At 60.9% G+C, this 21,067-nt stretch carries 22 protein-coding genes; 14 read left to right on the top strand and 8 right to left on the bottom strand.

The annotated features are described in order from the left end of the window. The first annotated feature begins 28 nt into the window (after positions 1-28). From GWQ22_RS11695 to GWQ22_RS11685, 3 genes are all read left to right on the top strand, one after another. A complete protein-coding gene (locus tag GWQ22_RS11695; RefSeq protein ID WP_275930411.1) occupies positions 29-1,009 on the top strand; it encodes an MDR family oxidoreductase in 981 nt (326 codons plus the stop codon). A gap of 74 nt (positions 1,010-1,083) precedes the next feature. Further along, positions 1,084-1,209: a hypothetical protein gene (locus tag GWQ22_RS11690; protein ID WP_256029019.1), complete on the top strand. Its 126-nt coding sequence runs from the start codon at positions 1,084-1,086 to the stop codon at positions 1,207-1,209. A gap of 137 nt (positions 1,210-1,346) precedes the next feature. Beyond that, on the top strand, positions 1,347-1,679 hold the full coding sequence (locus GWQ22_RS11685) for a DUF2799 domain-containing protein (RefSeq protein WP_042034813.1): 333 nt from the start codon (positions 1,347-1,349) through the stop codon (positions 1,677-1,679). Positions 1,680-1,706: 27 nt separating this feature from the next. On the opposite strand, the gene GWQ22_RS11680 is transcribed toward GWQ22_RS11685, so the two are convergent. Together GWQ22_RS11680 and GWQ22_RS11675 are read right to left on the bottom strand one after the other, a co-directional pair. Further along, positions 1,707-1,871 carry a hypothetical protein gene (locus GWQ22_RS11680; protein WP_005321246.1) on the bottom strand — a complete coding sequence of 55 codons (165 nt, stop codon included), beginning with the start codon at positions 1,869-1,871 and terminating at the stop codon, positions 1,707-1,709. A 103-nt stretch (positions 1,872-1,974) separates the two neighbouring features. Further along, positions 1,975-2,406, bottom strand: a complete 432-nt coding sequence (locus GWQ22_RS11675; RefSeq protein ID WP_275930410.1) for a flagellar basal body-associated protein FliL — start codon at positions 2,404-2,406, stop codon at positions 1,975-1,977. A 145-nt stretch (positions 2,407-2,551) separates the two neighbouring features. Here GWQ22_RS11675 and GWQ22_RS11670 point away from each other — a divergent pair, with 145 nt between their 5' ends. Continuing rightward, positions 2,552-3,088, top strand: coding sequence for a chorismate lyase (locus GWQ22_RS11670; protein ID WP_275930409.1), 537 nt, complete (start codon positions 2,552-2,554; stop codon positions 3,086-3,088). Then, positions 3,085-3,954 carry a 4-hydroxybenzoate octaprenyltransferase gene (gene ubiA, locus GWQ22_RS11665; protein WP_275930408.1) on the top strand — a complete coding sequence of 290 codons (870 nt, stop codon included), beginning with the start codon at positions 3,085-3,087 and terminating at the stop codon, positions 3,952-3,954. Before GWQ22_RS11670 ends, ubiA begins: the two co-directional genes overlap by 4 nt. A gap of 58 nt (positions 3,955-4,012) precedes the next feature. Here ubiA and plsB read toward each other — a convergent pair whose 3' ends face one another. Beyond that, the gene (gene plsB, locus GWQ22_RS11660; RefSeq protein ID WP_275930407.1) at positions 4,013-6,436 is read right to left on the bottom strand and encodes a glycerol-3-phosphate 1-O-acyltransferase PlsB; all 2,424 of its coding nucleotides are present in this window, start codon (positions 6,434-6,436) and stop codon (positions 4,013-4,015) included. A 204-nt stretch (positions 6,437-6,640) separates the two neighbouring features. On the opposite strand from plsB, the gene lexA reads away from it, so the two are divergent. The 4 genes from lexA (at position 6,641) to GWQ22_RS11640 (ending at position 10,270) form a co-directional block, all read left to right on the top strand. Then, positions 6,641-7,264 carry a transcriptional repressor LexA gene (lexA, locus tag GWQ22_RS11655; RefSeq protein WP_275930406.1) on the top strand — a complete coding sequence of 208 codons (624 nt, stop codon included), beginning with the start codon at positions 6,641-6,643 and terminating at the stop codon, positions 7,262-7,264. 462 nt (positions 7,265-7,726) lie between these two features. Continuing rightward, positions 7,727-8,014 (top strand): hypothetical protein, encoded by a 288-nt coding sequence (locus GWQ22_RS11650; RefSeq protein WP_275930405.1) that lies wholly within the window; start codon positions 7,727-7,729, stop codon positions 8,012-8,014. Positions 8,015-8,235: 221 nt separating this feature from the next. Further along, positions 8,236-8,862 (top strand): SCO family protein, encoded by a 627-nt coding sequence (locus GWQ22_RS11645; protein ID WP_275930404.1) that lies wholly within the window; start codon positions 8,236-8,238, stop codon positions 8,860-8,862. A 22-nt stretch (positions 8,863-8,884) separates the two neighbouring features. After that, on the top strand, positions 8,885-10,270 hold the full coding sequence (locus GWQ22_RS11640; RefSeq protein ID WP_212514428.1) for an MATE family efflux transporter: 1,386 nt from the start codon (positions 8,885-8,887) through the stop codon (positions 10,268-10,270). A 76-nt stretch (positions 10,271-10,346) separates the two neighbouring features. On the opposite strand, the gene trmL is transcribed toward GWQ22_RS11640, so the two are convergent. The 3 genes from trmL to GWQ22_RS11625 form a co-directional block, all read right to left on the bottom strand. Then, the gene (gene trmL / locus GWQ22_RS11635) at positions 10,347-10,808 is read right to left on the bottom strand and encodes a tRNA (uridine(34)/cytosine(34)/5-carboxymethylaminomethyluridine(34)-2'-O)-methyltransferase TrmL (RefSeq protein WP_275930403.1); all 462 of its coding nucleotides are present in this window, start codon (positions 10,806-10,808) and stop codon (positions 10,347-10,349) included. 81 nt (positions 10,809-10,889) lie between these two features. Continuing rightward, the gene (locus GWQ22_RS11630; protein WP_275930402.1) at positions 10,890-12,245 is read right to left on the bottom strand and encodes an ATP-binding protein; all 1,356 of its coding nucleotides are present in this window, start codon (positions 12,243-12,245) and stop codon (positions 10,890-10,892) included. Next, complete coding sequence (locus GWQ22_RS11625; protein WP_275930401.1) at positions 12,242-12,937, bottom strand: response regulator; 696 nt, start codon at positions 12,935-12,937, stop codon at positions 12,242-12,244. The genes GWQ22_RS11630 and GWQ22_RS11625 overlap by 4 nt, the downstream gene beginning before the upstream one ends. 87 nt (positions 12,938-13,024) lie before the next feature. On the opposite strand from GWQ22_RS11625, the gene GWQ22_RS11620 reads away from it, so the two are divergent. From GWQ22_RS11620 to GWQ22_RS11605, 4 genes are all read left to right on the top strand, one after another. After that, positions 13,025-13,936: a cation diffusion facilitator family transporter gene (locus tag GWQ22_RS11620; RefSeq protein ID WP_042037444.1), complete on the top strand. Its 912-nt coding sequence runs from the start codon at positions 13,025-13,027 to the stop codon at positions 13,934-13,936. Between the two features lie 8 nt (positions 13,937-13,944). Then, positions 13,945-14,724, top strand: coding sequence for a serine O-acetyltransferase (cysE, locus tag GWQ22_RS11615; RefSeq protein ID WP_042037445.1), 780 nt, complete (start codon positions 13,945-13,947; stop codon positions 14,722-14,724). A gap of 21 nt (positions 14,725-14,745) precedes the next feature. After that, entirely contained in the window at positions 14,746-16,026 is a 1,281-nt protein-coding gene (locus GWQ22_RS11610) for a hypothetical protein (RefSeq protein WP_275930400.1), read from the top strand. 246 nt (positions 16,027-16,272) lie between these two features. Further along, positions 16,273-16,482: a cell division protein ZapB gene (locus GWQ22_RS11605; RefSeq protein ID WP_042037447.1), complete on the top strand. Its 210-nt coding sequence runs from the start codon at positions 16,273-16,275 to the stop codon at positions 16,480-16,482. A 72-nt stretch (positions 16,483-16,554) separates the two neighbouring features. On the opposite strand, the gene elbB is transcribed toward GWQ22_RS11605, so the two are convergent. Continuing rightward, the gene (gene elbB / locus GWQ22_RS11600; protein WP_042037449.1) at positions 16,555-17,205 is read right to left on the bottom strand and encodes an isoprenoid biosynthesis glyoxalase ElbB; all 651 of its coding nucleotides are present in this window, start codon (positions 17,203-17,205) and stop codon (positions 16,555-16,557) included. A 400-nt stretch (positions 17,206-17,605) separates the two neighbouring features. Between elbB and polA the strand changes: the two genes are divergently transcribed. Then, on the top strand, positions 17,606-20,362 hold the full coding sequence (gene polA / locus GWQ22_RS11595) for a DNA polymerase I (RefSeq protein WP_275930399.1): 2,757 nt from the start codon (positions 17,606-17,608) through the stop codon (positions 20,360-20,362). Between the two features lie 85 nt (positions 20,363-20,447). Here the strand turns inward: polA and GWQ22_RS11590 are convergent, their stop codons facing one another. Next, the gene (locus GWQ22_RS11590) at positions 20,448-20,990 is read right to left on the bottom strand and encodes a gamma carbonic anhydrase family protein (RefSeq protein ID WP_275930398.1); all 543 of its coding nucleotides are present in this window, start codon (positions 20,988-20,990) and stop codon (positions 20,448-20,450) included. Between the last annotated feature and the right edge of the window lie 77 nt (positions 20,991-21,067).

The raw sequence follows: 21,067 nt of genomic DNA, 5'->3' as shown, positions 1-21,067 counted from the left end.
CGTTTCACACGTCATCAAAGAGGCAACCATGTTCAAGGCTCTGTTACTGGAAAATCAAGACGGCAAGACCGTACCGACTCTGACCCGGCTGGCCGAGAGCCAGCTGCCGGAAGGTGAAGTGCGGGTGGCGGTCGCTTACAGCTCCATCAACTACAAGGACGGACTGGCCATCACCGGCAAGGGCAAGATAGTGCGCCAGTGGCCGCTGGTGCCCGGCATCGACTTCGCCGGTACCGTGCTCGAATCTGCCGACAGCCGTTACCAGCCTGGCGACAAGGTAGTGCTGACCGGCTGGGGCGTGGGTGAAGGCCATTGGGGTGGCATGGCCGAACAGGCGCGAGTCAAGGGGGACTGGCTGGTGCCGTTGCCCGCCGGGCTGGATGAGCGGCAGGCCATGTGTATCGGCACCGCCGGTCTCACCGCCATGCTCTGCGTGCTGGCGTTGGAAGAGGCGGGCATTACCCCCGCCAGCGGCGAGGTACTGGTCACCGGCGCGGCGGGTGGGGTGGGTTCCACCTCGGTCGCCCTGCTGGCAGCGCTCGGCTATCAGGTGGCAGCGCTGACCGGCCGTCCCGAGGAGCAGGGCGCCATGCTGACTGCGCTGGGCGCCAGCCGCATCGTGCCACGCAGTGAACTGCTGGTACCCGCCAAGCCGCTGGAGAAACAGCTGTGGGCCGCGGCGGTCGACACCGTTGGCAGTCAGGTGCTGGCCAAGTTGCTGGCCCAGATGAACTACGGTGGCGCCGTGGCAGCCTGCGGGCTGGCGGGCGGCTTCGATCTGCCGACCAGCGTCATGCCTTTCATCCTGCGCAACGTGCGATTGCAGGGGGTTGATTCGGTGATGTGCCCGCTGGCGCGTCGTCAGCAGGCGTGGCAGCGACTGGCGCAGGATCTGCCCGCCAGCTTCTTCGCACAGGCGGTCACCGAGATCGGGCTGGAGCAGGTGGTTGAGGCCGCCGAGGCCATTACGCTGGGCCAGATTGCCGGCCGGACCCTGGTCAAACTTTGATCTCTCGCTGACTGGCGAGCCCGACATTTCCGGATAAAATTGGAGTGCGGGTGAACTATCCAAGGAGAGTGAAGATGGGTGGACACAAGCCGGATTACGACTCCTCTGATGACGAGTGGGATCCGGAATCCTGGGAAGAAGAGCTGGATCAATGGGAAGATGAAAGCTGGCAGGATGATGACACTTTCGATGACCAGTGAACGACAGCATTGAATGAACAGGCGGGCTTTGGGCCCGCCTGATTTTTTTGCCGCACTCACAAGGTTGGGTGTTTGCCCTTGGTCAGTGTCGGGCCACTGGGTAGAATGAATTGCTCAAACGACACTCAAGGATGACTATGCGACTCACCATCATATTGTTTGCTGCCCTGCTGGGTGGCTGTGTCTCCAACGATGATCCCTGCGAGAAGGTGTGGATCGAGGTGGGGGAGGCTGATGGCAAGCTGGGCTTTACCACTGAACGGGTCGAGTTTCATCAGGGGCAGTGTGGCAAGAAGGTGGATGTCGAACTGTGGAAACAGGGGCATCAGAAAGGACTGGCGTGGTATTGCCGGCCTGAGCATCTCTATCTGGCTGGCCGCTCCGGCAGCGAATATCGTGGCGTTTGCCCCAATGACGGACAGGCGCGCAGATTGTTCGAACAAGGGCGTCAGGGCTGGATCGATCAATAGCCTGTCACGGGGTGGGGATGACCCGTCTTACTCTTCTTTCAACCGCAGCGGCTGACACAGATAGCTTTTGTCATTGGCGCTGCGAGCACACTTGCCACAGACAAACTTGGGTTTGCGCACGATTTTGCGCAGGGTTTTGAGATCGGTCGGGATCTCGCTGCGACGCCATTCACACAGGGTCTTGTTGCCCATACTGACTACCTCGACAACTCAGTGGGGCCTAGTGTAATCAATTTTCATTTCGAACACAGCAATACGGCCACCCCGGGGTGGCCGTATTGTTTGACTATGTCGATTACTGGTAGAGGAATTTGGTGAAGATGAGCTCGCGTACCGCCTTCTTGCCGGTCTCTTTCACCAGCAGTTCGTTGACCTGGGTCAGGCACTCCTTGCGCAGCTCCTCGCGGTTCACCAGGGACTTGATCTGATCGGCGGTCTTGCTGCCCATCAGGCGTATGATGGCGTCGCGGATCAGGGGGTCGTGCTGCTCCAGCAGCTTGAGATCGGCCTCGTTCTCAGCCATCAGCTCCACAGTGACCCGGATATAGCCGAGGGTTTTGCCATTGCTCAGATAGTTGGTGATGATGTCGGGATCGAGGGCGTGGTAGGAAAAACCGGGCTTGGCGGCGTCGGCCCCTTCGGCGGGGGTGGCCTTCTCTGACGAGGCCTGCGCCTGCAGGGCGCCACAGCTCAGTAATAACATCAGCAGAATTTTGAAGATCTTCATATCGATGGCTCATCAGCGGCAGATACCCCATTTTTGATGTTGCCATCGGGGCCGTCAAGCACGGATGTTCTTACAATTCTCGATTGATTTACGGATAATAAACCGGATTTTAACCTGATAACGGAAATCTCCGGATGGTGAAGCTGTGAAGTCCGAGTTGACTGTTCCCCTCGTCCAGCTCGTCCCGTGGCGGGCTCCCGCAGAGTGCGAGCCGCCAGAGGCACTGCGGCCCTGGTTGCTGGAGGCCGACTCCATGACCCGGCGCCTGCGTCGCCACAATCGCCACTTCTCGGTGCAACTGCTCGGCAACCGTAGCGTTTCGATTGGCGCCGATGAGCAGCAGCTGGTGGCCGCCGAGCACCCCCAGGGCCTGTGCCGCGAGGTGATACTGCACGGCGATGGGGGGCCGGCTGTGCTGGGCTGGACCCTGTTTGCCGAAGCGGCTCTGCAAGAGAGCGGGCTACGCGAGCTGGGTGAACAGCCCCTGGGCGAGCGTATCTTCGGTGACGAGCCCGCTCGGCGTGATCACCTGCAACTGGCCTGTTTCGAGATTGCGAGCAATCCCTGGTGTCCGGCCGCCACCGTCTGGGGACGTCGTTCCCGTCTGTTTCTGGGGCAATGGCCATTGCTGGTCCATGAACTTTTCTTGCCCTCGCTGTTATCGAATAAGGAGCTGGAGTGAATTTGTTAACCAAGGAGCGGGGACTGGCCTATATACAGTTGGCCCGCATCGACAAGCCCATCGGCACTCTGCTGCTGCTGTGGCCGACCCTGTGGGCGCTCTGGCTGGCGGCCGATGGCCTGCCGGATCTCTGGACCCTGCTTGTGTTCGTGGTGGGGGTATTTCTGATGCGCTCTGCCGGTTGTGTCATCAACGACTACGCAGATCGCAACTTCGATGGTCATGTGAAGCGCACCGCCGGTCGGCCCTTGCCTACGGGCAAGGTCAAGCCGCGGGAGGTGCTGGCGCTGTTTGCCGTGCTGGCGCTTATCTCGTTCGCGCTGGTGCTGACCATGAACCCGCTCACCATAGGCCTGTCGTTCGCGGCCCTGCTGCTGGCGGTCTGCTACCCCTTCATGAAGCGCTACATTCCGATCCCGCAGCTGGTGCTCGGCATGGCCTTCTCCTGGTCCATTCCCATGGCCTATGCGGCCCAGGCCAACGCCTTGCCACTGGTGGTCTGGTTGGTATTTCTCGCCAACCTGCTGTGGACCATTGCCTACGACACCCAGTACGCCATGGTGGACAGGGATGATGACCTCAAGCTCGGCTTGAAATCGAGCGCGATTCTGTTTGGCCGCCACGACAAGCGGATTATCGGCGTGCTGCAGCTGGCCACCCTGCTGATCCTGCTGGCAGTGGGCCAGTTGACCGGGCTTGGGGCTTGGTATTATTGGGGGCTGTTGGGGGCTGCGGCCCTGTTTGTCTACCAGCAGCGGCTGATCCGGGAGCGGCAGCGGGAGGCCTGCTTCCAGGCCTTCCTCAACAATAACTATGTAGGGGCGCTGGTATTCATCGGTCTGGTGCTCAACGACCTGTTGCCGTGACGCATGTCAGGATAAAAAGAAGGCCGCATCATGCGGCCTTCTTTGTTTCCGGTCTCTGTCAGAGCCGGTTGCCCGCCTGTATGGTACGGCGGATCTTGGTGCTCAGCAGCGGCACTATGTTGTCGGCCAGTGCCTGGAAGCGGCCCAGATCCGGTTTGCTCTCGGGAGAGAGGTAGCCTTCGCTGCGCAGCGTGTGGATCAGGGTGCTGAACAGCTTCTGGTCGAAGAACTCGGGTGCATTGATGCCGTGCAGGGTGCCGAGGCGCTCCGCCACCATCAGGCCATCTGCTTCCAGCTGTTCCGCCTCGATATAAGGCTGGGCCAGCACCCGGGTCAGTACGATGGCGTAGCGTTGCAGCGTCTCCTGAATGCTTTCGGCCAGCAGCAGCAGGCGCATCTGGTTGCCCGGATTGACCCAGTAGCCGCCATCGCGCGCTTCGACCAGCTGCTGGCGTAGCAGCTCGGCCAGCAGGGCATCGACCAGCGCCGGCAGCTCATCCTCTTCGTAGCGCAGGAACAGCTCCGTCTTGAGCAGCGGGTAGATGTCGACGCAACGGGCGACGATCTCAGCGCGGGAGATCCCCTCGCAACGCTCGATCAGTGCCGCCACCAGGGAGGGCAGGGCGAACAGATGGAGAATGTTGTTGCGATAGTAGGTCAGCAGGATCGCCTGATAGCGGTCCAGGCTGATGATCTGGCCCAGCTTGTCCTCGCTCACCTCGAACTTGTTGAGCTCCATTGCCTGATCCAGCAGTGTCTTGGCATCCTCATCCGGGATTGTGCTCTGCGGGCTGTAGGGCACCTGCTTGAGCATATCCAGGTAGGTGTTGAGCTGGGCCTGCAGTTCGTCCCGAGTCAGGGCGTGGCGCTCGGCGGCCAGCAGCGCCAGCGCGCTCAGGGTCAGGCCGTTGACGGCGGCGGCCCCGTTGATGCGGGTCATCAGCAGCTCGGCCAGCCGGGTGACGGTGGGGGCCATCCACTCGGGGCGCTCTTCCTGACCGATATCGGCCTTCCACGCCGGTACATGTTCATTGAGGTAGCTGTTGAGGGTCAGCGGCTCGCCGAAGTTGACGAAGCCCCGGCCATAATTGCGCAGCTTGCGCAGGATGCCGAGTACTTGCAGGAAACTCTCTTTCTCCTTGCGGCTGCCCTTGAGCTCGTTGTGGTAGGTGTTCACCTCCATCACGTGCTCGTAGCCCAGATAGACGGGCACCAGGGTCACGGGTCTGTCCAGCCCGCGCATCATGGCCTGCAGTGTCATTGCCAGCATGCCTGTTTTGGGTGGCAGCAGACGACCGGTGCGGGAGCGCCCACCTTCGGTAAAGAATTCCACCGAATAGCCCTTGGCAAACAGCAGGTTCAGGTATTCGCGAAATACGGTGCTGTAGAGCGGATTGCCCTTGAAGGTGCGGCGGATGAAGAAGGCGCCACCATGACGAAAGATCGGGCCCGCTGGCCAGAAGTTGAGGTTGATGCCCGCCGCTATGTGGGGCGGCACCATGCCCTGGTGGTAGATGACGTAGGAGAGCAGCAGGTAGTCCATGTGGCTGCGATGGCAGGGCACATAGACGATCTCGTGCCCTTCCTGCGCCAGCTGGCGTACCTTCTCGGCGCCGTTGACCGAGAGGCCGCGATAGAGTTTGTTCCACAGCCAGCCGAGGAAGCTTTCACTGAGGCGGATCAGCCGGTAGGAGAAATCGGAGGCGATCTCGTCCATGTAACCGTGAGCGCGCTTTTGCGCTTTCTCCAGGCTGATCCCCTCGCGCAGTGCCTCCTCTTCAATCGCCTGCTGGATCACGCTGGAGTCCAGCAACTGCTTGAACAACAGGTTGCGGTTCGGCAGCTTGGGGCCGGTGGCTGCCAGCTGCTGGCGGCTGAAGTGGGTGCGGGCCACCCGCGCCAGCTTGTGGGCGATAGCCTCGTCGGTGCCGTACTTGTCCGCCATTTGACGCAGGGAGAGCGGCGGAGAGAAACGCACCAGGTTCTCGCGGCCCTTGAGGATCACGATCAGCGCCTTCTTGAGGCGGTTCGGTGCCAGGCTGCTGATGATGTTCCAGCCGGAGGCATCTTCCCCTTCCCGGCCGGGGGCGCGGCCCCAGAACAGGGTGACGGGCACCACCTGAATATCCAGCGTCGTATTCTGCTTGTGCAGATCCAGCAGCTGGTGGAACTCCTGCAAGAAAGGCAGTGGCTTGTTGCGTTTGCCGAACAGGGGCGGTGGGCGATCCAGACAGACGTAGCGCGGTAACAACTGGCCGTTCAGCTCCAGCGGCGTAAAGGGGCCGGGCAGGCCGAGATCCTCGCAGCACTGTTGCAGAGTCATCAGGTCGGTGCTCGAGCTGGTTTTCAGGGCATAGACGATGGGTCTGGCCGGATCCAGCTTGAGCTCGGTGATGGGATTTTCCGGCAGGCTCTTGTGATTGACCAAGCCACTGACCGGCCATTGCAAGATGGCTCTGGAAATCTTCTGTCCAAGGGACATGTGCGTCTGCTCTCTGAAAAAATGCGGCATGAGCATAGCAAATCACCGGCGCCTTGTCGCCGAGAGGTACGATGAGTCGGTTGCGCAGGATCAAAACACCGCTAAATGAGTGCCAGGCCATGACAAATGTCAGCTGCGCCTTGCCTTGGCCACAGCACTGTATATACTGCCAGTGTGCTGTATAAAAAGACAGGTGCCAATGTTATGAAACCCCTTACCCCCCGCCAGGCCGAAGTGCTGGAGCTGATCAAGGTGAACATGAGCGAGACCGGTATGCCGCCGACTCGCGCCGAGATTGCCCAGAAGCTTGGTTTCAAGTCGGCCAATGCGGCCGAGGAACATCTGAAGGCCCTGGCCAAGAAAGGGGTCATCGAGATCATGCCGGGCACGTCCCGCGGCATCCGTCTGCTGATCGAAGAGGAAGAGGTGCTGGCAGAGAGTGGCCTGCCGCTGATCGGCAAGGTCGCGGCCGGTGAACCTATCCTGGCGCAGGAGCACATCGAGAGCCACTACCAGGTGGATCCTGCCCTGTTCCACCCCCGGGCGGATTTTCTGCTACGGGTGCAGGGCATGAGCATGAAGAACATCGGCATTCTGGATGGCGACCTGCTGGCGGTACACAAGACCCAGGAGGTGCGCAACGGTCAGGTGGTGGTCGCGCGTCTCGATGAGGATGTCACCGTCAAGCGTTTCCAGCGCAAAGGCAGCCAGGTGTGGCTGCTGCCGGAAAACGAGGATCTGGAGCCCATCGCAGTGGATCTCTCCAGCCAGCAGCTCACCATCGAGGGGCTGGCCGTCGGCGTGATCCGCAACGCCGACTGGATGTAATCACCCTTGCCATGACACGGCCTCCCGCGGGAGGCCGTGTCATTTCTGTGTCTCTTCCCCCATGATTTCAATCAGATCCTGATGCCCGCCATTTTTGTCTGCGGCGAACGGCCGCGGGTGACTCATTTCAGATATATCATTTGGTTAGGCAGTGAATGTCTTGCACTGCCCCCGGATGCTCGGCAGGACGCTCTTTACCCACTTCTCCGGTGGGGCAGGAACCCAAGGGCTGCCGGGATGTATGACAACAGCCTCATGTGCGCTGGACAGCAATGGCAACCACTGAGAGAGGCGATATCGCGGGATAAGAAGGGAGAGTGGCCAGCATGGCGCTGACGGCGACGACCGTCTGGCGAATGAGGGCACACTCACGCAGTCGACACGCGGCAGTCACAAGATCTGGCCACCTCGCGGTAGCAGACGATGCCGGTCGGCGTGACCTCATGGTCAAGGAGGACAGGTATGGCTTCAAGCTCGCCATGGGATCCGGGTCTGGCATCGCCCGTTTCTTCCATCACACGATTCATCAAGGGTAACCGGATGACCCGTTTCTATGCGCTCTGGGTGCATCACAAGGGCGCCTGCTGGACCATCTGGCTGGGCTGTCCCAAGGACAAGATTGTCCGCCTGGTCCGTCTGTTTCACAGTCATCACGACAGGGGACAGACGGAGGCTCCCTGGACGGCCCCCGTCATACCACTGCGTGCCCTGGCCCGCCGCCCCCATGAGCGGCGCAGGCTGCAACCCTGATATCCCCGCGTGCTGCTGACAGCCCCACCCTGACGGTGGGGCTGTTGTTTTCTGGCCTTGCTTGCCCGACAACCTGCCCATAGCGTCATCACCTGCCCGACGCTGGATGCCAAACCGGCACCCGGTACATGGGATGGTCCGGTCCGGGATTGGCTGGGTTACAATGGGTCATCCATGCGGGCCCGGTCTGCGGGCATGTCGAAGTGAAAGGGTCTGTTGTTATGGTTAAACCGCGTTACCCCTTGCTGTTTCTGCTGCTGTTCGGGGGCATGATGGCCGCATTCTACTGGATCCAGCCCTCCCGGCCCGAGCAGGCCGACTACTACCCGGCGGGGCGGGATATCAATCCGTTTGCCTTCACCGACGAGGACGGTCAGCCCTTTGTCCCGGCCAGTCTGCTGGGGCAATGGACCTTCCTGTTTGTCGGTTATACCTTTTGTCCGGATATCTGCCCGACCACGCTGGCGGAGCTGCGCTCTGTCTACCCGGCGCTGAAGAAGATCGCACCCGAGAGTCAGGTGGTGTTCATCTCGGCGGATCCGCAGCGGGATGACGTGGCACGCCTCAAGACCTATACCGCCTTTTTTCATCCCGATTTCAAGGCTGCGACAGGTTCCCATGACAAGCTGTTCCCGTTTGTACGCAATCTGGGCCTCATCTACTCCATCGCCGATCAGGGGGAGAGGGATTACCTGATAGACCATTCCGCCTCCATCGTGCTGATCAACCCGGAAGGCAAGTTGAAGGCCGTATTCCGTCCCCAGATGAAGGAGGGGCAGGTGCCGCACGTGGTCATGGCGACCCTGGTCTCCGATTTCGCCAGAATCGTGCGGCTGGAAGGCGAGTGATGCCAGGCGAGCGTCGGTTGTCATGCTGATCCCGCCCTGGTTGAAAGACGGCCGGCGCCATAGCGCCGTGTTTGCCTTGGCCTTGCCCATGGTGCTCTCCAATATCACCACTCCTTTGCTGGGGCTGGTGGATACCTGGGTGATCGGTCATCTTGGCCAGGCCTGGTTCCTCGGTGGCGTCTCGGTCGGGGCGACCCTCATTAATCTCATCTTCTGGCTGCTGGGTTTCCTGCGCATGTCCACCACAGGGTTGACCGCTCAGGCCCAGGGTGCCGGCAGCCCGCATAGCCAACTCGACACCCTGGCGCGGGCACTCGGCCTCGCCGTCGGACTGGGACTGGCCTTACTACTGCTGTTGCAGCCCTTCCTGCCTTCGCTCATTGCACTCGGTGGCGGCTCTGCCGAGGTGCAGGGCTATGCCGGTGAATATGTGTCGGTACGGATCTGGAGCGCCCCGGCGGCGCTCTGCAATCTGGTGATCATGGGCTGGTTGTTGGGTATGCAGGATGCCCGCAGCCCCATGCTGCTGCTGATCTTGACCAACTTGGTCAATATGGCGCTGGATACCTGGTTCGTACTGGGGCTGGGCTGGCAGGTGAAAGGGGTGGCTGCCGCCTCGCTGCTGGCAGATTACAGCGCCCTGGGCGTCGGATTCTGGTTGGTGAGCCGTCATTTGCGGCGGCTGTCACCCGAAGTGTGGCAGGGGGCCTGGCAGCGCTGGCGTCAGTGGCCGGCCTTGCTGAGATTGCTCAGCCTGAACCGGGATATCTTCATCCGCTCCCTCTGTCTGCAACTCTGTTTCGCCTTCATGACCCTGCAAGGGGCGCGACTGGGAGACGTGGCGGTGGCCGCCAATGCGGTGCTGCTCAACTTTCTGATGCTCATCTCCTACGGGCTGGATGGCTTCGCCTATGCGGTGGAGGCCATGGTGGGTCGCGCCATCGGTCGGCGGGATCGGCAGGGGCTGCGCGAGGCCATAGTGCTGAACCTGGGGTGGGCGCTGCTCATCGCCATTGGTTTCAGTCTGCTGTTTGCTACGGGTGGCAGTCGGCTCATTGCCCATATCACCGACATTCCGGCGGTGATCGCCGAGGCAAATCGCCAGCTGCCCTGGCTGATCGTCATGCCATTGCTGGCGGTCTGGTGCTTCCTGCTGGATGGGGTCTTCATCGGTGCGACCCGGGCCCGAGAGATGCGTAACAGCATGCTGGTGGCGGTATTGTGCGGCTTCTTCCCCATCTGGTGGCTCTGTCAGGGCTGGGGCGTGGCCGCCTTGTGGGCCGCCATGGGGGCGCTGATGGCGGGGCGGGGTCTGACGCTGGGGTGGCTGTGCTGGCAATTGGAGCGTGATGGCCGCCTGTTGCACTCACCCCACGACCTGGAACAGGCCGAAGGCGAGCCGTCATAGCCCGGCGGGCAGGATCCTGTTGTCAGGGCGGGTCGGTGAGGCCCCTCATCACAGGGTCAGCAGCACTCGGTTGCAGCTAAGAACCCTCATAGCCCAGCTGGCGCCAGCTCTCATACACGAACACCGCCACCGCATTGGCGAGGTTCATGCTGCGGCTCTGGGGCAGCATGGGGATGCGCAGCCGCTGCTCGAACGGTAGGCTTTCGATGAGATCCGCAGGCAGGCCACGGCTCTCAGGGCCGAACAGCATGGCGTCGCCGGGGGAAAACTGCACGGCCGAATGGGCGGTACTGCCCTTGGTGGTGCAGGCGAATACTCGCGTGGGCGCCACTTCTGCCAGAAAGGCGTCATAGTCAGGCCAGCGCTTCACCTCGGCAAACTCGTGATAATCGAGCCCGGCCCGCTTCACCCGCTTGTCATCCCACTCGAAACCCAGCGGCTCTATCAGGTGCAGCCGGTAGCCAGTGTTGGCGCAGAGACGGATGATGTTGCCGGTGTTGGGCGGGATTTCCGGTTGGTAAAGTACTATGTCGAGCATGGCTGGATCCTGATGGGGGTCTAGATTGGGCCGAAAGGGGCGCCAGCATACCCAGCGCCCGGGTGGATGAAAAGAGGTGACTCAGCCGATGGGCAGGCGGATGGTGATGGTCAGTCCGGCCGGCTGGTTGCTGCTGGCGCGTATGGTGCCACCGTGACGCTGGATCGCCTCCGAGGCGATGGCCAGCCCGAGCCCGGTGCCGCCAGTCTTGGCATTGCGGGCATCATCCACCCGAAAGAAGGGCAGGAACAGCTGGGCCTGCTGATCCACCGGCACGCCGGGGCCATCGTCGCGTATGGTCATCACCCACTCCCGTCCTTCCCGATACCAGTCCACCTTGATGAACTCGCGTGCGTACTTGAGCGCGTTACGCAGCGGATTCTCCAGCGCCCGCACCAGCAGCTCGGGCCACATCCGGATCGACTCGGTCGGCAGGGGCGGCAGACGTAATTGCTTGCCGCTCTGGTTGGCCTCAAACATGGCGTCGTCCAGCATGGGCTCCAGCAGCTCCGCCAGCGGCATCACCACAGGCACCTCCACGTGTTGCTGCACCCGCGACAGGTCGAGCAGGTCGCCGATCAGCTTGTCGAGCCGGCCAATCTCTGACTCTATCCGGGCCAGCTCGCTGCTGTCCCCCTGCTTGCGACGGATCAGCGCCTGCGCCAGCTGGATGCGGGTAAGCGGGCTACGCAGCTCGTGGGAGATGTCGGACAACAGCTGCTTTTGCTTCTGGATCATGTTCTTGAGGGTATCGACCATGTGGCTGACGTGATCCGCCAGCTGGCCAATCTCGTCACGCCGCCCCAGGTTGGGGATCTGCATCTCCAGGTTGCCCTCCGCCAGCTGGGAGACAGACCGCTGCAACTGCAGTATGGGGCGGGTCAGCCGCCAGGCCAGCAGCAGGCAGAGCGGGGTGCTGACCAGCATGGCGATGCCCAGGATCTGGACCGGGTGATCCAGGATCTGGATGAACAGGAACAGATAGGAGTTTTCGACATTGAGGCCGAAGTAGACGTGATAGATCTGGCCGCGATGTTCCATCTGGAAGGGGCCAGCGATGGCCTGCTGGTGTTCGCTGCCCAGCATGGGCTTGGCCGGGTTGTCCGAATCGAGCATGAAGCGGACCACGAACTTGCTCAGGTGAGTGGTGGATTGCATCTGGCCTGTTGCATCGCGCAGATAGATGTTGTCTACCGGCAGCAGGCCCGCCGCTTCTATGGCCTGGACCAGATCGAACTCCTGCGCGGGATCCGCCCCCTTCTGCAACGCCTTCAGATTGTTGTTCATCCGGGTCATCTCATGCGCTGGCAAGGGGATGATGTTGCGGGGATCCAGGGTTGGCAGTATCACGACGGCCGCCAGCACCACCAGCAGCATGAGCCAGAACCAGAGGAAGATCTGGGTGGAGAGGCCATTGAAGGTACGGGCTGTGCTCATGCCTGTTCCAGCCACAGATAGCCGCGTCCGCGCACCGTCTTGAAGCGGGGCTGGCCATCGGTACGCTCCGGCAGTTTCTTGCGCAGGTTGCTCAGGTGCATATCGATGGCGCGATCGAAGGGCTCCAGCTTCTTGCCGAGCACCTGTTCGGAGAGATGGCCCTTGCTGATGATCTGGCCGGGGTTGCGCAGCAGGCACTCCAGCAGCCCGAATTCGGTGGCGGTGAGCTCCAGCAGCTGATCACCGCTGCTTGCCTGTTGCAGGCCGGGTTGCAGCACCAGATCCATGAAGCGGAGCTCTTCGGAGATGCCGCCGCGCTGGGGCTGGGCATTTTGGGTCCGGCGCAATATGGCGCGCACCCGGGCCAGCAGCTCCCTGTCGTCAAATGGCTTGGCGAGATAGTCGTCGGCCCCGGCTTCCAGCCCGTTGACCCTGTCCTGGCTGTCGCCACGGGCAGTCAGCATCAACACCGGCGTGTCGTGGGTCGTGCGCAGCCTGGTCAGCATGGCGAAGCCGTTGAGCCTGGGCATCATGACGTCCAGCAGCACCAGGTTGAAGTCCTGCTCTGCCAGTCGCTGCAACCCCTCTTCGCCATCTTCGGCGACGGTGACCTGGAAGCCTTCCAGAGTCAGAATTTCGGTGAGCAGCTGGGTCAGCTCGAGATCGTCGTCGACCAGGAGTATTTTGTGCATCTGATAGTCATTCCGCTGATTTTTCACGCCAAGCCGGCGCAGGGGTCAGGGTATAATAGATTTTTAACCGCAAGAGGAAAGCCGGTTTTGAGCCATCAACAATATTCCCGCTGGGTGACGCTGGCCAGTATGGCCGCCGTTACCACGGCTACTGTGCTGATCACCGGCAAGCTGATCGCCTGGCTCATGACGGATTCATCGAGTCTGCTGGCGTCGCTCACCGACTCCCTCATGGATGTCAGCGCTTCCATCATCAATCTGCTGGCCATTCGCTATGCGCTGGCCCCGGCCGATGACGAGCACCGCTTCGGCCACGGCAAGGCAGAGTCGCTGGCGGGGCTCATCCAGTCTGCGTTTATTTCGGGCTCGGCCCTGCTGCTGGTGATGCACGGCATCTCCTCCTTGCTCAACCAGGCGCCCATACTGCGGCTCGAAGCGGGTCTCTGGGTCAGCGGCGGTTCTATCGTGCTGACCCTGCTGCTGGTCAGTTTCCAGGGTTTTGTCATCCGCAAGACCAACAGTGTGGCCATCAAGGCCGACATGTTGCACTACCGTTCCGACCTGTTGCTCAATGGCGGCGTTTTGCTGGCGCTGGTGCTGGCGGGGCGGGGCTGGTTCTGGGCCGATGGCCTGTTTGCCATCCTGATCGGCCTGTTCCTGCTGTGGGGCGCCATCCATATCGGTTATGAGTCGGTGCAGGCGCTACTCGATCGTCAGTTGCCAGCTGAAGAACAAGCGAGAATAATGGCTCTCTGCTGTGAAGTCGAAGGTGTCCACGGGGTGCATGATCTGCGTACCCGTCAATCCGGTCCGACCCGCTTCGTGCAGTTGCATCTGGAGCTGGATGATCAGCTCCCTCTGATTAAGGCCCATCAGATCGCCGATGAAGCCGAACTGGCGGTGCGTCAGGAATTTGAGCGAATGGATGTCATTATTCATATGGACCCCATCTCTGTGGTGCACCAGGAACAGCAAGGCACTCCATCAGAACAACAGTAGGCTGTAACATGGATGATCTGGTTGCCAAAACCTGGCAAAAAATTGAGCGAGAAGCGGCATGCATGGTGACCGAAGAGCCCATGCTGGCCAGCTTCTTTCATTCCACCATTCTTAATCACAAGAACCTGTGCTCGGCCCTCAGCTTTCAGCTGGCCAACAAGCTCGACAGCGCCACCATGCCAGCCATCGCCCTGCGCGAGGTGATCGAGCTGGCCTTGCGCAGCGAGCCCGATCTGTTGGCGGCAGTGGCGGCCGACATCTGCGCCGTGCAGGAGCGTGACCCTGCGGTCGATCTCTTCTCCACCCCGCTGCTCTACCTCAAGGGCTTTCATGCCCTGCAAGGGTATCGGGTTGCCAACTGGCTGTGGCGTCAGGGTCGTCGCTCGCTGGCGCTTTACCTGCAAAACCAGATCTCCGTGGTGTTCGGGGTCGACGTGCACCCGGCGGCGCGGATCGGTAAGGGCATCATGTTTGACCATGCCACCGGCATAGTGGTCGGCGAGACGGCGGTGATCGAGGACGATGTCTCCATCCTGCAGAGCGTGACCCTGGGCGGTACCGGCAAGGAGGGCGGTGATCGCCACCCCAAGATCCGCGAGGGGGTGATGATAGGGGCTGGCGCCAAGGTGCTCGGCAATATTGAAGTGGGGAGGGGCGCCAAGATAGGTGCCGGCAGCGTGGTGATCAACCCGGTGCCACCGCACACCACAGTGGCTGGCGTACCGGCCAAGATAGTGGGCCGCCCGGAGTGCGACAAGCCTTCGCTGGATATGGATCAGTGCCTCTGATCCCCTGACCGAGACGATTCGATGGCCAAACGCTGGTCAGGTTACCTGATCCTGGGGATGTGGCTGCTCAACCTGCTGCACCTCTATCTGGGATTATCCCCCTGGCCGGCGGCCATCGCTGCCTGGGCTGCCTCCCTGCTCACCTGGCCCTGGCTGGTGGGGGCGGCCAAACGGCAGGCCATGGCCCTGTACGGAGCGGCTCTGTTGCTGCTGATCTTCTCCTGGTGGCGGGGCGCGAGCCTCAACCCGGGCGCCTGGCTGCTGCCCAACATCAACATGCTCACCATGTTTGCCGCAGTGAGCACCCTCAACCTGGCGACGTCAGGCTTGCTGACCGGCACTGCCTCCTGGTCAGGTCGCAAGGGGTTGTGGAGCACCATGGCCAGCCTTAACCTGCTGGGGGCTGTCATCAACCTCTCTGTGTTGTTCATCATCGGCGATCGGCTGGAGCGTGGAGGCACTCTGGAGCGGCGCCAAGTGATGGTGCTGAGCCGGATCTTTTGTGCCGCGGCTTTCTGGTCCCCCTTCTTTGTCGCCATGGCGGTGGCGCTCACCTATGCCCCTGGCCTGCAATTGTCGAGCATACTGCCGTTTGGCGTGGTTGCCGCGCTGCTGGCGATGGGACTGACTGCCTGGCAGGTGGAGCGACTCGGGGTTGAAGACTTTGCTGGTTACCCGCTGCGGTTGCAGACCCTTGGGCTGCCAGTGGCCCTGGCGCTGTTGGTGCTGCTGATCAAGCAGATCTGGCCATCGCTCGGCATTTTGGCTGTGATCGCCTTGGTGGCCCCCGTGCTGGCGCTGCTCTTTATGCCGAGGGTCGGACGCAAGGCGGCGCTCAAGCGACAGGTGCTGGAGCGCTTCCCGGCCATCGGCGGTCAGCTGGTGCTGTTTCTGGGGGCCGGTTTGCTGGCCGCCGGTATCAACAGTGCGCTGTCGGTGCTCGAACTCGGTGGCGAGCACGGGCTGCCGCTCTTTAACCACTTCGGCTGGCTGGAGTCCTCGCTCACCCTGCTGCTGATCCTGCTGGTGGCCATCGTCGGGGTGCATCCGCTCATCAGCATCTCCGGGCTGGCGCCGCTGTTGTGGCCGTTGGCGCCGGATCCCAGCCTGCTTGGCATGTGCTTCTTGCTGGGGTGGGGGCTGGCGACCGGCACCAGCCCGCTCTCCGGATCCAATCTGGCACTGGCCTCCCGTTACAACCTGAGTGCCGGATTGATCCTGCGCTGGAACCTGCTCTATGGCCTGCTGATGTACGCTGTCGCCTGTCTGTTACTGGGGGCCTATATCGCCTTGCATGGATAAGGGCGGTTCCATCAGGATGGCGCCAATGACGCTCTGTTGGCGGGGCCGTTTACGCATAGTTCAGTGTGTTGTCGCGGCTCGGGCGCAGGATGCGAGAAAAACAGACGCATATTTAGGCAATACATCTATGGAAGGCGCATTTTACAGCGCACTGGCTTGTTTGTGCTGATGCCCTCGGGGTATGCTGGCTTCACGCGCTTGAATCGCCCTCTGTGGGGCATCGCAATTGAACATACAGGTATGCATATGTCACTAGAAGTCCTTGAGCAACTCGAATCCAAAGTACAATCCGCCGTCGACAACATCTCTCTGCTGAAGATGGAGCTTGACGAGCTGAAAGAGCAAAACGGCAAGCTGCAAGACGAAAACCATCAGCTGCGCAACGAACATGTTGCCTGGCAGGAACGTCTGCGTGCCCTGCTGGGCAAGATGGATCAGATGGGCGAAACCATCTAATTCATCGCCTTCAGGCAGAATTGAAAACGGGCCGCTCCATGAGCGGCCCGTCTGTTTTTGGCGGGGTGCGGATTACAGTGCCAGCAGCTGTTTGACCGTCTTCTCGATGCCGTCCGCCGCTTCGACAATATTGTTGGCCAGCATGTAGGCGGGGGTGGAGATCACCTTGCGCTCCTGATCCACCACGAACTCGTTGACCGGGCAGTTGAGGTGGCTGCCGCCCATGGCCTCGATGGCGTTGGCTGTCCCTTCGTCATGGCCTATGGTGGCCAGAGTGCCGGCGCCATAGATGAGCGGGATCATGGCCGGTGCGATGCAGATGTAGGCCGCCGGCTTGTGGGCATTGGCAAAGCTCTGACAGGCTTTCAGCACATCCGGCTGGATCTGGCACCCGGCGCCCTTGGTGGCGAAGTCGCACAGGTTCTTGGCTGCGCCAAAGCCACCTGGCACCAGCAGGGCATCATAGTCGGCCGCATCCAGCTCGGCCACATCCCTGATCTGGCCGCGACAGATGCGAGCGGCTTCGACCAGCACGTTACGGCTCTCCCCCTCGCTGATTTCTCCGGTCAGGTGATTGATAACATGGAGCTGCGCCACGTTCGGTGCGAAGCATTGGGTGGTGGCACCCTGGCGGGCCAGCGCCAGCAGGCTGATGACGGCCTCATGGATTTCGGCACCATCAAAGACGCCACAGCCACTCAAAATCACGGCCACTTTTTTCATGGCAAACCCCTCGTTGTTGAAAATGTGAGCCAAGATGGATTGTTGTACTTTTGTATGGTTATCGCTCGCCATCCGCTGGTCAAGTCATCTTGCTGTGCTAGGATTGTTTAGTTTTGGATCCTGCCGTACCTACTCCCTTAAATCTTTTTCCACATTGATCGAGATCATTTCAACAGTATCATGATCGGTTTTCTATGTCTTAGTTTGCTGTTTTATATGGCTTTTTATATTTTTGTGCACAGTTTTATCACGGTCGATCATACTGCCCCCCATTTTTGAACACAGACTTATCCACAGCTTGAGTCCCTTTGGCTGCCCGTTTATGGGGCTGCAGCTCCCCTTGGTGTGAGGGGGGCCCTGTGGCATCCTAGCGGCTGTTTATCTCTGGCAGGACGATTTCATGGCCCCTAGCACCCCCCTTATTCTGGTCGACGGCTCTTCTTATCTTTACCGTGCCTTCTTCGCCTCCCAGCAGGCCGATCTGCGTACATCGACCGGTTTGCCGAGCGGCGCCGTCCGTGTCATGGCCAACATGATGCGCAGCCTGCGCAAGCAATACCCTGACTGCCATGTGGCCGTAGTGTTCGACGCCAAGGGCAAGACCTTCCGCGACGACATCTATCCCGAGTACAAGGCGACCCGTGCCAGCATGCCGGACGATCTGCGCAGTCAGGTCGCCCCCATCCATCAGATGATCAAGGCGATGGGTTTCCCCTTTTTGATGGTTGAAGGCGTCGAGGCGGACGACGTGATCGGCACCCTGGCCCGCCAGGCGACCGAGAAGCAGTTGCCGGTGCTGATCAGTACCGGTGACAAGGACATGGCGCAGCTGGTCTCCGACCATGTCACCCTGATCGACACCATGAAAGATGTGAAGACCGATCGGGAAGGGGTGATCGAGAAGTTTGGCGTGCCGCCGGAGCTCATCATCGACTATCTGGCCCTGATGGGTGACAAGGTCGACAACATTCCCGGTATGACAGGCGTCGGCGAGAAGACGGCGCTGGCCCTGTTGCAGGGGATCGGCAGCATCGACGAGATTGCCGCCAACCTCGACAAGGTGGCCGCGCTCGGTTTCCGTGGCTCCAAGGCGTTCGCCGACAAGTTCCGCGAGCAGGAGGAGCAGGTGCGCCTCTCTTATGTTCTGGCCACCATCAAGACCGATGTCGAGCTGGAGCAGAGTCTGGAACAGCTGCTGCTCAAACCGGTCGACAAGGAGTCCCTGCTGGCGGTCTACCGCGAATACGAGCTGCGCAACCTGATCAAGGAGCTGGAGTCCGGTGGTGAAGTGAGTGCTGGACAGGAAGAGGCTGGCGATGACAGCGCCGCTCCGGTTGCCGCCATCGAAACCGACTACCACTGCATTCTGGACGAAGCCGAGTTTGACGGCTGGCTGGCCCAACTGCAGGGCGCACCACTGTTCGCCTTCGATACCGAAACCACCAGTCTTGACTATATGGAGGCGCGGATCGTCGGTGTCTCCTTCGCGGTGGAACCGGGCAAAGCTGCTTATGTGCCGTTTGGGCATGACTATCTCGGGGCGCCGGTGCAGCTGAGCGAGGCTGTGGTACTGGGCAAGCTCAAGCCGCTGCTGGAAGACCCGACCCGTCTCAAGGTGGGGCAGAATCTCAAGTACGATCGCAACGTGTTGCTCAACCACAACATCGACCTGCAAGGTATCGCCTACGACACCATGCTCGAATCCTACGTGCTCAACTCTACCGCCAGTCGTCACGACATGGATTCGCTGGCCAAGCGTTACCTCGGGGTCGAAACCACCTCTTTTGAAGATATCGCTGGCAAAGGGGTCAAGCAGCTCACCTTCAACCAGATTGAGCTGGAGCAGGCAGCCCCCTATGCGGCGGAAGATGCCGATATCACCCTGCGTCTGCACCAGACCCTGTGGGGCCAACTGGAAGCCGTGCCTGGCCTGTGCCAGGTATTCAGCGAAATCGAGCTGCCGCTGCTGCCGGTACTGGCGCGGATGGAGTTGCTCGGGACCACTATCGATCCCAAGCTGCTGCACCAGCAGAGCCAGGAGATAGAGCTGCGTCTGGCCGAACTGGAGCGTCAGGCCCATGATCTGGCCGGGCAGGAGTTCAACCTCTCCTCGCCCAAGCAGCTGGGGGAGATCCTCTTCACCAAACTGGGGCTGCCGATCATCAAAAAGACCCCCAAGGGAGCGCCGTCCACCGCAGAAGAGGTGCTGGCCGAGCTGGCGGAGACCTACGAGTTACCGCGTCTCTTGATGGAGCACCGCACTCTGGCCAAGCTCAAGTCCACCTATACCGACAAGCTGCCGCTGATGATCAAGCCCCAGACCGGGCGGGTACACACCTCCTATCATCAGGCGGTGGCGGCCACGGGTCGTTTGTCATCGTCTGACCCCAACCTGCAGAACATCCCGGTGCGCAACGAGCAGGGGCGCCGGATCCGTCAGGCCTTCATTCCGAGCGCCGGTTACAAGCTGGTGGCGGCGGACTACTCCCAGATCGAGCTGCGCATCATGGCGCACCTCTCCGGTGACAAGGGTTTGCTGACCGCGTTCGCCGAGGGCAAGGACATCCACAAGGCAACCGCTGCCGAGGTATTCGGCGTGACGCTCGATACGGTCACCACCGACATGCGCCGCAGCGCCAAGGCGATCAACTTCGGCCTTATCTACGGCATGAGTGCCTTTGGTCTGGCCAAGCAGTTGGGGATCGGTCGCGCCGAAGCGCAGAAGTACATGGACCTCTACTTCGAACGCTACCCGGGCGTGCTGGAGTATATGGAGCGCACCCGCCAGCAGGCGGAAGCGCAGGGCTATGTCGAAACCCTGTTTGGCCGCCGCCTCTATCTGCCGGATATCAAGTCCCGCAACGCCGGTCTGCGCAAGGCTGCCGAGCGGGCCGCCATCAACGCCCCCATGCAGGGGACGGCCGCCGACATCATCAAGCGCGCCATGATCAACGTAGATGGCTGGATCCGCGGCATCGAGGATGAGTCGATCCGCATGCTGATGCAGGTGCACGATGAACTGGTGTTCGAGATCCGCGAAGAGAAGCTGGAGGAGTACACCGCCATCATCAAGGAGAAGATGTCGGCAGCTGCCGAACTGCATGTGCCCCTGCTGGTCGAAGCAGGCTCCGGCGATAACTGGGATCAGGCCCACTGATTTCCAGCCAGCCTTTCTGAACTGCTATATAGCTATATAAGAAGCGAAGCCCGGCATCATGCCGGGCTTCCTCTATCTGCCGATCCTATAAAGTCTCTTGCAGATACTCATCCTTGAGCAGGACATAGTTGTCGGCCGAGGTTTTGAGAAACGCAATCTCGGCGGGCTTGAGCGCCCGGGCCTGTTTGAGCGGATTGCCCATATAAAGGAAGCCGGCTTCGAGCCGCTTGCCCGGCGGCACCAGCGAGCCCGCGCCGATCATCACATCATCCTCGACCACCACCCCATCCAGAATGATGGCCCCCATGCCGACCAGCACCCGGTTGCCTATGGTGCAGCCGTGCAGCATCGCCTTGTGACCGACCGTGACATCTTCACCGATCAGCAGCGGATAACCGTCAGGATTGCCGGCACTCTTGCGAGTCAGGTGCAGCACGGTGCCATCCTGAATATTGCTGCGGGCGCCGATGCGGATATGGTTCACATCCCCCCGTGCTGCCACCATGGGCCAGATACTGGCATCGTCGGCCAGCTCGATATCGCCCACCAGTGTCGCGCAGGGATCTACATACACCCGTTTGCCCAGTTGCGGGCGTTTTCCCTTGTAGGGTCTCAGTCGCAAGTCCATCTTGGCCTCCTTGTTTTCGGCCATTCTAGCAATCCGGAACCGGTTTCTGTGGATAAGTTTGTATAAAAGCTGTGGTT

Origin of the sequence: Aeromonas sp. 1HA1, assembly GCF_029237385.1 — a bacterium.
Taxonomy (GTDB): Bacteria; Pseudomonadota; Gammaproteobacteria; order Enterobacterales; family Aeromonadaceae; genus Aeromonas; species Aeromonas popoffii.
This window is presented reverse-complemented; position numbering and strand designations above follow the sequence as displayed.

Excerpts from the sequence above, each read along its gene's own strand:
- GWQ22_RS11695 (WP_275930411.1), top strand. The coding sequence starts at position 29 with ATGTTCAAGGCTCTGTTACTGGAAAATCAAGACGGCAAGACCGTACCG.
- GWQ22_RS11690 (WP_256029019.1), top strand. The coding sequence starts at position 1,084 with ATGGGTGGACACAAGCCGGATTACGACTCCTCTGATGACGAGTGGGAT.
- GWQ22_RS11685 (WP_042034813.1), top strand. The coding sequence starts at position 1,347 with ATGCGACTCACCATCATATTGTTTGCTGCCCTGCTGGGTGGCTGTGTC.
- GWQ22_RS11680 (WP_005321246.1), bottom strand. The coding sequence starts at position 1,871 with ATGGGCAACAAGACCCTGTGTGAATGGCGTCGCAGCGAGATCCCGACC.
- GWQ22_RS11675 (WP_275930410.1), bottom strand. The coding sequence starts at position 2,406 with ATGAAGATCTTCAAAATTCTGCTGATGTTATTACTGAGCTGTGGCGCC.
- plsB (WP_275930407.1), bottom strand. The coding sequence starts at position 6,436 with ATGTCCCTTGGACAGAAGATTTCCAGAGCCATCTTGCAATGGCCGGTC.
- lexA (WP_275930406.1), top strand. The coding sequence starts at position 6,641 with ATGAAACCCCTTACCCCCCGCCAGGCCGAAGTGCTGGAGCTGATCAAG.
- GWQ22_RS11650 (WP_275930405.1), top strand. The coding sequence starts at position 7,727 with ATGGCTTCAAGCTCGCCATGGGATCCGGGTCTGGCATCGCCCGTTTCT.
- GWQ22_RS11645 (WP_275930404.1), top strand. The coding sequence starts at position 8,236 with ATGGTTAAACCGCGTTACCCCTTGCTGTTTCTGCTGCTGTTCGGGGGC.
- GWQ22_RS11640 (WP_212514428.1), top strand. The coding sequence starts at position 8,885 with ATGCTGATCCCGCCCTGGTTGAAAGACGGCCGGCGCCATAGCGCCGTG.
- trmL (WP_275930403.1), bottom strand. The coding sequence starts at position 10,808 with ATGCTCGACATAGTACTTTACCAACCGGAAATCCCGCCCAACACCGGC.
- GWQ22_RS11630 (WP_275930402.1), bottom strand. The coding sequence starts at position 12,245 with ATGAGCACAGCCCGTACCTTCAATGGCCTCTCCACCCAGATCTTCCTC.
- GWQ22_RS11625 (WP_275930401.1), bottom strand. The coding sequence starts at position 12,937 with ATGCACAAAATACTCCTGGTCGACGACGATCTCGAGCTGACCCAGCTG.
- cysE (WP_042037445.1), top strand. The coding sequence starts at position 13,945 with ATGGATGATCTGGTTGCCAAAACCTGGCAAAAAATTGAGCGAGAAGCG.
- GWQ22_RS11610 (WP_275930400.1), top strand. The coding sequence starts at position 14,746 with ATGGCCAAACGCTGGTCAGGTTACCTGATCCTGGGGATGTGGCTGCTC.
- GWQ22_RS11605 (WP_042037447.1), top strand. The coding sequence starts at position 16,273 with ATGTCACTAGAAGTCCTTGAGCAACTCGAATCCAAAGTACAATCCGCC.
- elbB (WP_042037449.1), bottom strand. The coding sequence starts at position 17,205 with ATGAAAAAAGTGGCCGTGATTTTGAGTGGCTGTGGCGTCTTTGATGGT.
- polA (WP_275930399.1), top strand. The coding sequence starts at position 17,606 with ATGGCCCCTAGCACCCCCCTTATTCTGGTCGACGGCTCTTCTTATCTT.
- GWQ22_RS11590 (WP_275930398.1), bottom strand. The coding sequence starts at position 20,990 with ATGGACTTGCGACTGAGACCCTACAAGGGAAAACGCCCGCAACTGGGC.